At 40.9% G+C, this 12,846-nt stretch carries 12 protein-coding genes and 1 other RNA gene; 8 read left to right on the top strand and 5 right to left on the bottom strand.

Features of this window, described 5'->3' with window-relative positions:
- Nucleotides 1-44 precede the first annotated feature (44 nt).
- Nucleotides 45-500 (bottom strand): DinB family protein, encoded by a 456-nt coding sequence (locus tag LN995_RS13420; RefSeq protein ID WP_229961609.1) that lies wholly within the window; start codon nucleotides 498-500, stop codon nucleotides 45-47.
- Nucleotides 501-673: 173 nt separating this feature from the next.
- Nucleotides 674-1,792: an AI-2E family transporter gene (locus tag LN995_RS13425; RefSeq protein WP_229961598.1), complete on the bottom strand. Its 1,119-nt coding sequence runs from the start codon at nucleotides 1,790-1,792 to the stop codon at nucleotides 674-676.
- A 160-nt stretch (nucleotides 1,793-1,952) separates the two neighbouring features.
- Here LN995_RS13425 and LN995_RS13430 point away from each other — a divergent pair, with 160 nt between their 5' ends.
- The 8 genes from LN995_RS13430 to LN995_RS13465 all read left to right on the top strand — a co-directional run bounded on the left by LN995_RS13430 (nucleotide 1,953) and on the right by LN995_RS13465 (nucleotide 11,115).
- Nucleotides 1,953-3,335 (top strand): DEAD/DEAH box helicase, encoded by a 1,383-nt coding sequence (locus LN995_RS13430; protein ID WP_229961599.1) that lies wholly within the window; start codon nucleotides 1,953-1,955, stop codon nucleotides 3,333-3,335.
- Between the two features lie 148 nt (nucleotides 3,336-3,483).
- Nucleotides 3,484-4,470 (top strand): zinc dependent phospholipase C family protein, encoded by a 987-nt coding sequence (locus LN995_RS13435; RefSeq protein WP_229961600.1) that lies wholly within the window; start codon nucleotides 3,484-3,486, stop codon nucleotides 4,468-4,470.
- 226 nt (nucleotides 4,471-4,696) lie between these two features.
- The gene (locus LN995_RS13440) at nucleotides 4,697-5,530 is read left to right on the top strand and encodes a phosphoglycerate mutase family protein (protein WP_229961601.1); all 834 of its coding nucleotides are present in this window, start codon (nucleotides 4,697-4,699) and stop codon (nucleotides 5,528-5,530) included.
- A 279-nt stretch (nucleotides 5,531-5,809) separates the two neighbouring features.
- A complete protein-coding gene (rmuC, locus tag LN995_RS13445) occupies nucleotides 5,810-7,156 on the top strand; it encodes a DNA recombination protein RmuC (RefSeq protein ID WP_229961602.1) in 1,347 nt (448 codons plus the stop codon).
- A 308-nt stretch (nucleotides 7,157-7,464) separates the two neighbouring features.
- Complete coding sequence (locus tag LN995_RS13450) at nucleotides 7,465-8,385, top strand: DUF2279 domain-containing protein (protein WP_229961603.1); 921 nt, start codon at nucleotides 7,465-7,467, stop codon at nucleotides 8,383-8,385.
- Between the two features lie 62 nt (nucleotides 8,386-8,447).
- Nucleotides 8,448-9,407, top strand: a complete 960-nt coding sequence (locus LN995_RS13455) for a Smr/MutS family protein (protein WP_229961604.1) — start codon at nucleotides 8,448-8,450, stop codon at nucleotides 9,405-9,407.
- A 126-nt stretch (nucleotides 9,408-9,533) separates the two neighbouring features.
- Nucleotides 9,534-9,927: RNase P RNA component class A (gene rnpB / locus LN995_RS13460), an RNA gene on the top strand.
- A 186-nt stretch (nucleotides 9,928-10,113) separates the two neighbouring features.
- The gene (locus tag LN995_RS13465) at nucleotides 10,114-11,115 is read left to right on the top strand and encodes a hypothetical protein (protein ID WP_229961605.1); all 1,002 of its coding nucleotides are present in this window, start codon (nucleotides 10,114-10,116) and stop codon (nucleotides 11,113-11,115) included.
- Between the two features lie 68 nt (nucleotides 11,116-11,183).
- On the opposite strand, the gene LN995_RS13470 is transcribed toward LN995_RS13465, so the two are convergent.
- The 3 genes from LN995_RS13470 to LN995_RS13480 form a co-directional block, all read right to left on the bottom strand.
- Nucleotides 11,184-11,894: an SIMPL domain-containing protein gene (locus tag LN995_RS13470; RefSeq protein WP_229961606.1), complete on the bottom strand. Its 711-nt coding sequence runs from the start codon at nucleotides 11,892-11,894 to the stop codon at nucleotides 11,184-11,186.
- Between the two features lie 155 nt (nucleotides 11,895-12,049).
- Complete coding sequence (locus tag LN995_RS13475; protein WP_229961607.1) at nucleotides 12,050-12,352, bottom strand: hypothetical protein; 303 nt, start codon at nucleotides 12,350-12,352, stop codon at nucleotides 12,050-12,052.
- Nucleotides 12,353-12,421: 69 nt separating this feature from the next.
- The gene (locus LN995_RS13480) at nucleotides 12,422-12,697 is read right to left on the bottom strand and encodes a hypothetical protein (protein ID WP_229961608.1); all 276 of its coding nucleotides are present in this window, start codon (nucleotides 12,695-12,697) and stop codon (nucleotides 12,422-12,424) included.
- Nucleotides 12,698-12,846 lie beyond the last annotated feature (149 nt).

A 12,846-nucleotide genomic window follows, 5' to 3' on the forward strand; every position in this document is an offset into this window, starting at 1 on the left:
TACTGAATCAAAAGTGGTACAGCTTGCTCAGTTTATGACGTAAATTATACAATTTTAGATGTTACAAGCAACTGCCCTACATGGCGGGTCGTATGCTCGGCAGCATGTACAAGCAAACCTATAACTGTAGATGGCACTTGTGCCCGGCCTACACCACGAACCTCTGTTAATGTAGCTGAATCAGTCATGCGTAATTGCTCCAGCGCCAGGTCAACCTGCTTATTGAAAATCTCCAGCAGTTCTTTAACGCCTGCACTAGTCTCAGAGGCTTTTCCTTCGGCAGCAAGACCTGCAAGCTGCCTTTCTGTTAAGGGTTCTTTACGGGCGTAGGTAAATAAACGATCCAGTACACCCGTTAAATGCTGCAGGTGGAAACCAACAGAGGCAACTCCTGAAGGTTTCTCCCAAAGCAACTCTTCAGGGAAATCCTTCATAAGAGCATTTACCTCTTCACGAGCCTGAAGCAGCGCATGCGCAACAGGCTGAAGTAAGGGAGGCATATCAGGCAAAGGCCCTCTAAGCCACACTTCCAGTTTTAAAGTATCTATTTTATCTGGTTGGTTCAAGTGAATAAGTATTAAATGTAATAAATATTAGCTATTATGTCTATTGATCATAAAGAGATAAAAACTTACTAGAGACAAGATTAAGTCTGTTACCATATCTATAAAGTCTAAGATCGTTTATCTTTCGTACCAGAACTGAATAAATCTTTTACTTTACTTAACGTTAATGCATGTTCCTCTGTGCCTTCTGTTCCCAAAAGAAAAGAGTAAGCACTTAAACGGCTATGGTGATCGCAGTAAATTTTAAACATGCCCAGGAAGGGTACTGCCACAAACATGCCTGGTAATCCCCATATCATCCCTCCTATAATAATACTAAGTATAGTAAACATAGGGTTAATATTAACTTTACTACCAGTTATGTTGGGCGTCAGTATATTATTTTCCGTAAACTGAACTGCCAAGAAAAGGACAACCACTAAAAGTGCTTTATGAGGATCACCCTGCACAGTTAGCGTGTATAACAGAGGGATGGTCCCACCTATGAGCGTACCAAAATAAGGTATGAAATTTATAAAGGCTGAGACAACACCTAATAAGATAGCATATTGTACTCCTATCAGCAGTAATCCTGTAGAATTGATCACACATAGTATTAGAATAACAATAACCACACCTCCCATATAATGCTTGGTTACATCTGAAATTTCGCTGATGATTTTTGCAGCTGTAGAGTGCCTATATGAAGGTAGCAAACGAAGCAGAAAATTCTCAAACTTGTTTCGATAATACAGCATCAGGAAGACATAAACAGGCATTAAGGCAAACTTAGTTATTGTACCTGTAGTAGCGAACAAAACGTCCCTTAGAACACTTCCGCTAAATTCCAGGGCATTATCTACCTGCGCTCGTAACCAGTGTTCATTATCAGGACTGGAATCGCCAAACTTTCTGTCAATTACCTCCTGTAACCTGTCCAGGTTACTTAAAGCCTGTTGCTGTAAGCCCGGAAAATCGTCGAGGAACGTGGCCAATTGCTTGTAGAGCATAGTCAACAACCCTACTACAACGGCCATAGCTGTAATAATGGTAACAAAGTTGGCAATAATTCTTGGCACTCCCCATTCCTCCAACTTCTTTACTACCGGGTACAGCAGATAGGCAAAAAGCACAGCCATAAAAATAGGATATAAAAACTCCCTTGCCTGCACCAGCACATATACACTTAGTATAAGGAACAGGAGTATCCAAGTTAGCTTCTTAATCTGATTTATTTTTTTGCTCATATTTTCTATTACTGCTTTTATAGGTTATAAGATATATTTAAGCATCAGAAGTGAAGACAAAAGCAGTAGTAATGATGAAAGAGTAAACATCTTTTGCCAATTAGTAACGTGTAACACATAGCGTCTCCTTTTTAAGTACCTTTGCACTATAAATCGTAACATGACCACTTTCAAAAATCTAAACCTAAAGCCTGCCCTGGTACAAGGCCTACAGGAATTAAAATATACCACTCCTACTCCTATTCAGGCTGATGCCATTCCATTGCTCCTGCAAGGGCACGATGTGGTAGGACAGGCAGAAACCGGCAGCGGTAAAACAGCTGCATATGGCTTGCCGCTGTTAAATAAAGTTGACCCTGAACAGCAACAGGTACAGGCTCTTGTTATAGTACCTACCCGTGAGCTAGCTGTACAGGTACGCCAGGAATTGAAATTATTTGCCAAGCTTATTACCCCGAACCTTAAAATAAGTGCTTTTTACGGAGGACATGCATTCTCTCAGGAACGTGCTTCCCTGGCACACCCACCACAGGTTTTAGTAGGCACTCCCGGTCGCCTGACTGATCATCTTAACCGCAGAACACTTGAGTTAACCAATACCGCACTAATTGTTCTGGACGAAGCAGATAAACTACTGGAAATGGGATTTCAAGAGGAGCTAGACCAGATATTAGGTGCCTTACCGCGCAAGAAGCAGACAGTACTTTTTTCTGCCACTATGCCAGACGAAGTAAAAGAATTGATAGCAAACTCCCTTAAAAATCCCACTTTTGTTAAAGCCTCTGCCAATGCCATTCCAGATAAGGTAAGGCTAGTGGGCGTGAAAGTTGATCATAACGAAAGACAGCCGGTGGTGACGAGTTTACTAAAAAGCATACCTTATGCAGGAACTGTTGTTTTTTGTAACACACGTGCTGAAGCCGATAAATTGGCAGCACATTTACAGGCACAGGGCTTGGCTGCTAAACCGCTTCATGGAGGAATGGAACAACCTGATCGTGATAAAACCATGACCCTTTTCCGTAATAAAACCACAGCCATTCTGGTAGCAACAGATCTTGCTGCCCGCGGACTGGATATTGCGGCACTAACCACTATTGTACATTACGAGTTACCCGACGATGCAGCCGCTTACCTGCACCGTAGTGGTCGCACAGGGCGCGCAGGCAAAAGTGGTATGGTCTACACTCTGGCCTCATCCAGAGATGAACAACAACTTCGGGACTGGGAACAGGTTCGTATGGACGAGTGGCTCTCTGCTAAAAATATAAAGGAAACGGATGCCAAACCACCAGTTAAGTCTGCTCCAGCTTTTGCTACAATACATATCAGTGGCGGGCGAAAAGATAAGATCAGCCCCCGCGATATTGTAGGTGCCTTAATTGCTGAAGCAGGTTTAAAAGCTGACCAGATAGGTAAAATAGAAGTACAGGACCGCCAAAGTTTTGTAGCTGTTCCAGAAGAGCAGGTAACTGCTATCGTAACTAAACTTAGCTCATGTAAAATTAAAGGGCGAAAATATAAAGTTAATTTAGTAGCATAAAATGGTTGAACTACATAGCATACTTTGTAAAAGCTGTAGCATCAGTTTCCCTTTTCTGCCTCATTAACTTAACAATAACTTTGTATACTATTACTGCAAACATCCTTCAGATGCACTACTTTTGTGCCAGATTAATCTTTGTTTTATAATGAAAAAAATATCACTTTTAGCTACAGTCTTGCTGTTTTGCAGTGTTATGTCTTATGGCTGGGGCTTCTTTGGCCATAAAGTTATCCATCAGCTGGCTATTTACGGGTTGCCAAAGCAAATGCAAAACTTCTTCTATAAACATCAGGACTACCTAATAGAAAAAGCTGTAAGGCCAGATGAGCGCCGGAATGAAGATCCGGCAGAAGCCCCTCGGCATTTTATTGACATTGATGTATATGGTAAAGATGCCGTTAATACCATGCCTGAAGAATGGAAAGCTGCGACAGCACGTTACAGCACTGACACCTTATTAAAATATGGAATAGTGCCATGGCACGTGGTTGTGATGAAAGAGCGGCTAACGAATGCATTTAGAACTCAAAATGCTGACAGTATATTGTTCTATGCAGCAGACCTTGGCCACTATATTGCAGATGCCCATGTACCTTTACATACTACAGTAAATTACGATGGACAGCTAACCGAACAAAAGGGCCTGCATAGCCTGTGGGAGTCAAAGGTTCCGGAAATGAATGCGCAGGCGTACAAGCTACAAAATAAACAGGCAGTGTATTTGCCTAACACAGAAAAAGCAATCTGGGAAGTTGTCAGACACACTAATAGCCTTGTCCCGCAAACGCTGACATTAGAGCGTGAAGCAAGTAAAAGCTTTACCTCCGATACGAAATTTATTCAGGTAGAGCGTTATGGCAAAATGCGCCAGTACTATTCTGATGAATTTGCAAAGAAGTACCAGGAACTACTTGGCCCTATGGTAGAGCAGCAAATGAGTAATGCAGCTCAAATGGTTTCGAACTTCTGGTATACCTGCTGGGTAGATGGTGGTAAACCAAACCTGGACAAACTTTTGACAGAAAAAATCAGCAAAGCGGAGAAGAAAGAACTGAAGAAAGAACTTAAATCCTGGAAGAACAACAAGCTGTTTGAGGATGATAAAGTAATTGCAGCACAAAAGAAAGATTAGCACTTAATTAAGCCAATGATTTAAAAGCGGCTATACTTGTTGAGGCAGATATAGCCGCTTTTTTTAGTTTTATAAATTTAACCTGCTAATATCTGAATTAAAAGTCACTCAGAACCAAGTTGTAAAAAACTGTTCTGGCCATTTCCTCATCTAAAATAATAAACTTTACTTTTAAAATTGCACAAAAAATCTGAACCATAGCCTCTTAAGCAAAGTTTAATAGGATATGGTTAAAATATCTCTGACAATATTAGTTTTATTCGCTTCGCTCTCTGCCAGTGCCCAGCGTAAGAACCCAAATTACCAGATGATAGAGAACATAGCACAAAAATATAAGGAATTAAATGCACAGGCTGGCTATGTGAAAGTCAATGATGTTCCCGTGGCTCAGGACACCCGTTTCATACGCCCCGAAGATGAGGTTGTCCCTGACTACAATAACCTACGCCAGATTGCTTTGGTGCGGCATGGTGAGCCTGACCTTCTTAAAGATGGCAAGTTCTCCTTTAAAGAAGCCAGACAGTTTGTAAAAGACTATGATAGTGTAGGTATAGTAGTTCCAGATAAGCCTTTTCTTAACATCAAGAATACTGATGAAGTTGCCATCTTTACCAGTTCCATCAACCGTGCTCGTGCTACAGCTAAGTATTTGTTCGGAGACAATGAAGCCATAAACGTATCGCATGACTTCAGAGAGTTTGAAACCTATATTGGCAAACTTATTCCTAAATTCCGTCTGCCTATCAAGTTCTGGACTACTACTGCCCGCATAAAATGGATATTGGGGATAAAAGGTAAGGGAGTCGAAAGCTTTGCCGATGCCAAAAAAAGGGCAAAAAAAGCAGCAAACTTACTAGACCGAGCTACAGAGGAAAAACCCAAAGTCGTTCTTGTAGCTCATGGATTCCTGAACCGTTACATCAAAAAGAACCTTGAAAACATGGGGTGGCGCGTTGTAAGTAACGGAGGTAGTAACTATTTAGCCACCACGATACTGGTTAAAATAGAAGAGAAAGCGAATAATAACAACGATAATTTATCTGTGCGTCATATTGATTGATGCTCATTCAGTGGGTAATTTACTGATAAGCTTTGGCATATATGTCTCATGTCATGCCTTAGATTGACCACAATAAAGCATACTCCGTTTCTTAAGTAAAAACTACATACAAAAGTTTTGACAGATAAAGCCACGGAGCGTTTGATGCAGCAGTACCAGAATACTCATTTCAGTACAAACAGGTATATTTCTTCATTTGTAAATTGTTTTGTCGAAAACGGTTTAAACTAATTACATTAGCATTTAGCTAAAAAAATAAAAAGTCCTACCTTTACCCCTATGGAAATCATTATCGGAATAGCGGCTTTTTTGGGTGGTTTGGTAGTAGCCTTTTTGGTCCAGCGGGGGAAGCAAAACACGTTACAACAAACTGTAAATCAATCTCTAGTAACACAGGGGGTATTAGAGGGCCAGGTCAAAATAAAAGCAGAAGAAAATGAACAGCTAAAGTCTCAGTTGCGCGAAGCACAGACAGAGACCCTGGAGCTGACTAATGCGCTAACAAAAGTAGAAACCGATTATGATCACCTGCGCCAGCGAATGAAAGAGCAGGCATTGGAACTGGAACAATTACGGGATAAGTTCCTGCAACAGTTTCAGAGTATTTCCAACCAGGTCCTGATGACCAATGCGGAGCATTTTAATAAATCATCATCTGAAAACCTGGAGCGTATCTTGGCTCCATTAAAAGAACGCATCAAGGATTTTGAAGCTAAAGTTGACCAGACGTATGAGAAAACGCTGAAAGAAAGCGTGTCACTGAAAGAGCAAATTACACAGCTAGCCTCCTTAAATCAGCAAATGAGCCAGGATGCCTTAAACCTGACTCGTGCCTTAAAAGGCGAAAGCAAAACCCAGGGTAATTGGGGAGAGTACTTGCTGGAGAGCCTGTTAGAAAAATCAGGCTTGCGAAAAGGCGTACATTATGAGCGGGAAGAAGTAAGGCAAAATGAAGATAACAAAGTTTACCGCCCTGACGTGATCGTGCGCTTGCCAGACAGTAAACATCTGATCATTGATTCTAAACTATCACTGGTAGCTTATGAAGCTTATTGCAGCTGTGAAGACGATAACCAACAGGAAGCTTACCTGCGTAGCCACATCAACTCCATTCGAACGCACTTTAACGATTTAGGACGCAAGAACTACCATCGCCTCAACGGTATCAATTCACCTGACTTCGTGATGATGTATATACCAATTGAACCAGCCTTTAACCTGGCCGTTCAGCACGATCACGATTTATTTACTGATGCCTTTGACCGAAACATAGTTCTAGTAACTACCTCTACCCTGCTGGCTACATTACGTACCGTGGCAGGTGTGTGGCGGCAGGAAGACCAAAATCGAAATGTTATAAAAATAGCAGAGGAAAGCGGTAAACTGTACGACAAGTTTGTTGGCTTTGTAGATGATCTTAAAACCATTGGTAAACACCTGGAAAACAGCCAGAGCTCCTACAGTTCAGCCATGAACAAACTCACCGATGGTAAAGGCAATCTAATCCGTCGTGTCGAAATATTAAAAGAGCTGGGAGCAAAAACCAGCAAGACACTGGATGAAAGCCTGCTACAGGAAGCTCATGCACTGGAAGAGCACCAGGAAGAAAATCAGGACGAGAATTGATAATGACTGAAAGAAGCCGTAAAATAGGCTCTGATCGTAAAAGTCAAAGAACAGGTTCTTATAATTATGGAACCACAGTTGAATAAAGCGTTTAAAATTTTAGTGCCTTTTCCTTTCCTGATCAGCAGCCCCTGGGCAAGCAGGGACTGCTGATCCTCTTTTTTTGTATTCTAATGTGTTGTAAAAGAGTTGGTCTACTATAACCAAACACTCTGTAACACTGAGGTTATAAAATAACTCTTCCATCATAATTGCTTTTACCATGCGAAATAAGAATAGCGCTTCTCCTGATTGCTTATCTTTGCAGTATGCCTACTGTAAAAGCATTTTCTATTTTCATCCTATTTAACCTGATCCTGACATTATCAGCCAAAGCTACTATTGTGGAGCCTGACTCGTCACTGACTACAGCACCAGATATAAATAACAAACGGCTAATCTTACTAGGTACAGGCTTTACAGCAGGTTATGCAGCCATGCTTATTTCTTTGGATAAAGCTTGGTACAAAGAAAATGAACGCACTAGTTTCCATTTCTTTAACGACAATAAAGAATGGATGCAAATGGACAAAGCCGGGCACTTATGGACTTCATTCCATGAAAGTCGTGCAGGAATAGATTTGTTGCGCTGGGCAGGGATACCAGACAAAAAAGCAGTAATCTATGGAGGTTTATTAGGTCTTGTAATGCAAACTCCTGTCGAAATATTTGATGGATATCAATCAGAATATGGGGCTTCTTGGGGAGATCAGCTGGCAAATACCGTTGGGTCGGCTTCAGTAATAGTACAGGAACTGACGTGGAACGAAATACGCATTATGCCTAAATTCTCCGGACATACTACACGCTATGCAGCAGAGCGTCCAAATGTGTTAGGGAATAATTTATCAGAGCGTTTGCTTAAAGACTATAACGGACAAACGTACTGGCTTTCAGTAAACGTTAGCGCTTTTCTGAAAGAAGAAAGCAAATATCCCAAATGGCTGAACATAGCTATGGGATATGGAGCCGATGAGATCGTTTATAACCATGAGGCAGCAAACATTGCACAGGGCTTTAAGGCACACAGGCAGTACTACCTCAGCCCAGACCTAAACCTGATGCACTTTAAAGGCAAAAATAAGTTACTGAAAACGGCGCTGTATGTATTGAGCATCCTTAAACTTCCAGCTCCTACGCTGGAATACAATAATAAAGATGGCTTTAAAACCCACCTCCTCTACTTCTGATTCTAAGCCTGACTAGTTTAGTTAAAACCTCGTACCTTTGTATAGTAAGAACAAAATAAGATATGAACGTAGGAGATCGTGTGCGCCTGATGTCTGGCCGGGAGGAAGGCATTGTTACCCGCATTTTAGATAATAACATAGTAGAAGTAGCCATTGATAATGACTTTACCATTCCGGTGGCTCGTCGTGAAATAGTTGTTATTGCCGCAGAAGAACAAAAGTTTTTAAAGAATGATGAGGAGCCAAAGTTTGTAAAAAAGAAAGAGCCAGCAACTCCTGTTTTAGCAGCACGAGGGATTTACCTGGCACTGGTGCATCAATCAGATGAATTGTTAGCTGTAACGGTAGTAAATAATTCTGATTATGATGTTCTTTTCACTTCTGGTGAAGAGCGAGACGGCAATTACCGAGGCCTGCAAAACGATAAACTGGCTCCTAAAGCCACCCGCGTTATCACCCATTATCATTTAAAGGAATTTGAAAAATGGCCAAGCCTTTTGGTGCAGTTTATCCAGCACCGGAATGGTATAACAAACATTTTTGAGCCTGTTACAAGACGTGTGCAATTCAAAGCCAGCTCCTTTTATAAAAGCAAAAAGACTGCACCAGTGTTAAACAAAGAAGCTTATCTTTTTCAGCTCGATTTTAAACCTGTTGCAGTAGATGCGAACAAGATAAAAGAACAGCTTTCAGAAGCTCCTGCAACGGCATCTACAAAAGAAAACATAAAAGTACAGGCACCAGACCACGAAGTAGACCTGCACATTGAGAAGCTGGTAAATGACCATAGCGGCATGAGTAATAGTGCTATGCTAAAGCTACAGCTAGAGAAGTTCCTAGATGCTTTAGACAAGGCCATCGCCACTAACATGCATGAAATCATATTTATACATGGGACAGGTAATGGTGTGTTGCGCAAAGAAATCCAGAAACTCCTTAGCCGTACACCGGGAATAAAGTATTATGAAGATGCCCGCAAAGAAAAATTTGGTTATGGAGCTACACTGGTAAGAATACATTAACAGCAGCATTTATCAACTTGCTACTATAGTAAGAACACGTACAACTATCTAACCATCCTGATGTTTGTGCATGTTTTGAAATGATTACTGATAAATGATTGTTACCTTTACAGCATTAAAAAATTAACAGCAAGCCATCTTATCGCTGTCCCTTTAGGGAGAGAGGAAAGTCCGGGCAACGCAGAGCATCTTACTTCCTAACAGGAAGGACCTTTGTCGGTAACGGCAAAGGTACAGCTAGTGCCACAGAAAATTACCGCCTCTTGCAAGAGAGGTAAGGGTGAAAAGGTGCGGTAAGAGCGCACCAGTGGGCGGGTGACCGTCCCAGCTGGGTAAACCTTAGGAGTTGAAAGACCAAATAGGCTGACAGCGCCTCGCTTCAGTGGGGCTAAGGGCTGCTCGTCCGATGTCAGTGGGTAGGTCGATGGAGCCTGTGCGTGAGTGCAGGCCTAGATAAATGATAAGACGCACTCTCTCTCAGGGGGTGCGACAGAACCCGGCTTACAGGCTTGCTGTTAACTTTTTATATACCTCTCTCCTTCTTTAACCTCATAATCTTTAGGGTTAGATAAAGTTAAGCACTACGTAAGGGAAAATTTTTAAAAACTTTTACTTAACATAATAATTACACTTAAACTTCACATCAGTAATTCGGAAGTAGAGCCTTACACAGCTATCTTTGCAGCTTTAAACCATGATATAAATAATGGCCAACCTTAAACTATATGATCCATTTGAGAAGATGCAGTTTAGCGATGCTACCTGTTTCTTATGTGGCACTACTATAACCAAAGAGCAACGTACACCTGTTTTTGGGGAATGGATGCAGCAAAAATATCAACTGAAAAATAAAGAACTTCTACTTTTAGATAAGAGCGTAAGCACGTTCGGTGAACTAACCATCCCCTGCTGCGACCATTGCCATTTAAACCACATAATTCCTCTTGAAAAAGAAGTGGAAGCTGCAACCGAGAAAGGCGTAGCTGGCATGCAGGAATTAAATGAGCAGCGGCTGTTCCAGTGGATCGGGAAAATGTATTACGGCACTTTAGTTACAGAACTTATAAAAGAAGCAGACCCGCTTATATCACCGGAGTACCCTGTAAGTGAAGACCCCAAAATGCTGGGCAAGTTCCGCTCGTTCTACAAAGTGCTGCAGTCTCTGAGAGTACCCATGGTGTTTTCTGATTTTGTTCCATGTTCAATTTTTATTGCAGAAATAAACCCAACAGAAGATGATCTGCCGTTTGAGTATCAGGATGAACTGACTACCATGGCTTTCAGTATTAAGCTTGGTTCTGTAGCTATTGTCTGTACCTTACTTGATAATGGCATTATCCTTAAAGCGCTTGGCCGGCTAAATCGCTTAGTACAGGGACAGCAGTTGCATCCTATTCAGTTAGCAGAAGTTAAAGCACGAGTTTTTTATGCTGCTTATATTTTTAGTGTGGTGCCAGAGTATTTTGAACGTGCCGTTAAGCCAGGAGATGATCACCTGATTATGGACACCCTTATTGATGATGTTACGAACGAAGTATTTAATCCTTGGGAAATGACAGCCTATGCCCACATGCTGGAAGAGATGCTGAAGCCGTGGTCTATCAGGGAAGAAGATATTCTACAAAACCCGAAGCAGCCTCTTAGCTTTCTGATTGATGAAGATGGAAACTTTATGCGGATGGAAAAGTATCAGTCTATCAGGAGCTAGTTCTAAAAATTATTAACAATAAAAGGAAGCGTTAATGCTTCCTTTTATTGTTAATAAGACACAGGTTCTTATTCAATAACAAAACTAATGTCTACGTTAGAAGTTACAACTACTTCTCCTCCTGCAATTGTTGCACTCCCGGCATCCCGCACAGCAGATTTCATCATAGCAGTTTCGGTATACAAAGGTCTTGGGCCGTTGTCATAAGAACTTTCATTAATAGTATACACCCGCCCTAGCTTGGCATTTAGCTCTGAAGTAAGTGATTCAGCTTTCATTTTGGCATTGGCAACAGCCTTCTTTCTAGCCTCAACTTTGTACTTTTCGACATCAGAAACCCGAAAGTTGATTCCATCAACATGATTGGCACCAGCTTTGTACAAACCTGACATTATTTCTTCAAAATTATTTAATTGTTTTACAACTACTACCATATTTTTCTGTGCCATATAAGACTCAGGTGTAGTTCTTCCATATTCACCTCCACTATAGATTGGCTGCACATTTACATAAGAGGTCTGTACATCTTTTTGATCAACTCCCTGCTTTTTAAGGTACTTGAGAATAGCAGCTGTCTGAGCATCTGTTTGGGTTCTTGCTTCCTCCAGTTTAAGATGCCGTGTCTCAACTCCTAAATTTATCACGACCTCATCGGGCTGCACACGCACTTCCCCAATCCCATTTACATGAATAAGTGGAATACTTGTTGTTTGCTGCGCATTTGTTTTCATAAATGTCAGTAAAACAACTACCAAAGCAATCAAGCTAATCTTTTTCATCTTCAAATTTTATTATGTTGAGGCAAGGCTTAAAGTATTGCCTATTAATATATAGCTTTAGACTTATCAAAACCTGTACCATAATGTAGGAGAAAGACAAAAAAAAGCCCTGGCTTCTTAAGAAACCAAGGCTTTTTTCTTTAGCATCTTATTCCTTAGGCAGCAGCGTCAATATCTAAATCCATATTAGGACCATATTTAGTTAATAGTACAGCACCAATTGTTAACGCACCAGCAGCTAAAATAAGTTGTGTTGTTGAGAATTTCTTTGTAGCTCTTAAAATGATTGTCCCAACATCCTGCATCAGCTCTGGCAATTTTTCATGCCGCCCCTGATACACATGCAAAGCAGACTCTACTGTTCTGGACATGTCAGTTGGTTGCAGTAATGTAAGAACACCCTCAGAACTTTCTTTCTTGTTCTGACTGCTTTGGCTTTTTGATGAGTTATTTTCCATAGTTATTGTCTTCAATTTCTGTTAAAATAGTATTTTCCCCTTATACGGAAGAGCTACATAAGTGTTAATTTATGCTGTTGCACGACCGCCATGTTGCTCTACTATCTGTGTCAGCCGTTGCACAAGGCTATCGGAATTTAGCATCATGCTAGCAGGAAACCCTACTTTCAAATCATCAATAGCCAGCATCTCCGCCTCTGGATTATAATCATATTTAGCAGATACTCCTTTTTCACTGATATTACCACTATTACCCTTTAGGCTCAGCCCCATTTGCTGTAATTTACTTTTTAGCTGATCAAAAGCTTCCGGTTTTACTCCGGCATACTGAACATTTTTAGCCATACGACGCTTTACAAAAAAATTAATGTGTTTTATTTTATAACGTAATAAGCTTTTTATGGTTGGAAGAAGCAAGTTCTGCAGGGACAAAAGTTTTGTACCTGATACACAATCACTTTAAGTTAAGTTCATAAAATATATTGCGCAAGTAT

Source organism: Pontibacter silvestris (assembly GCF_020907275.1).
In the GTDB taxonomy this organism is placed as follows: Bacteria; Bacteroidota; Bacteroidia; order Cytophagales; family Hymenobacteraceae; genus Pontibacter; species Pontibacter silvestris.

Excerpts from the sequence above, each read along its gene's own strand:
- LN995_RS13420 (WP_229961609.1), bottom strand. The coding sequence starts at position 500 with ATGCCTCCCTTACTTCAGCCTGTTGCGCATGCGCTGCTTCAGGCTCGT.
- LN995_RS13425 (WP_229961598.1), bottom strand. The coding sequence starts at position 1,792 with ATGAGCAAAAAAATAAATCAGATTAAGAAGCTAACTTGGATACTCCTG.
- LN995_RS13430 (WP_229961599.1), top strand. The coding sequence starts at position 1,953 with ATGACCACTTTCAAAAATCTAAACCTAAAGCCTGCCCTGGTACAAGGC.
- LN995_RS13435 (WP_229961600.1), top strand. The coding sequence starts at position 3,484 with ATGAAAAAAATATCACTTTTAGCTACAGTCTTGCTGTTTTGCAGTGTT.
- LN995_RS13440 (WP_229961601.1), top strand. The coding sequence starts at position 4,697 with ATGGTTAAAATATCTCTGACAATATTAGTTTTATTCGCTTCGCTCTCT.
- rmuC (WP_229961602.1), top strand. The coding sequence starts at position 5,810 with ATGGAAATCATTATCGGAATAGCGGCTTTTTTGGGTGGTTTGGTAGTA.
- LN995_RS13450 (WP_229961603.1), top strand. The coding sequence starts at position 7,465 with ATGCCTACTGTAAAAGCATTTTCTATTTTCATCCTATTTAACCTGATC.
- LN995_RS13455 (WP_229961604.1), top strand. The coding sequence starts at position 8,448 with ATGAACGTAGGAGATCGTGTGCGCCTGATGTCTGGCCGGGAGGAAGGC.
- LN995_RS13465 (WP_229961605.1), top strand. The coding sequence starts at position 10,114 with ATGGCCAACCTTAAACTATATGATCCATTTGAGAAGATGCAGTTTAGC.
- LN995_RS13470 (WP_229961606.1), bottom strand. The coding sequence starts at position 11,894 with ATGAAAAAGATTAGCTTGATTGCTTTGGTAGTTGTTTTACTGACATTT.
- LN995_RS13475 (WP_229961607.1), bottom strand. The coding sequence starts at position 12,352 with ATGGAAAATAACTCATCAAAAAGCCAAAGCAGTCAGAACAAGAAAGAA.
- LN995_RS13480 (WP_229961608.1), bottom strand. The coding sequence starts at position 12,697 with ATGGCTAAAAATGTTCAGTATGCCGGAGTAAAACCGGAAGCTTTTGAT.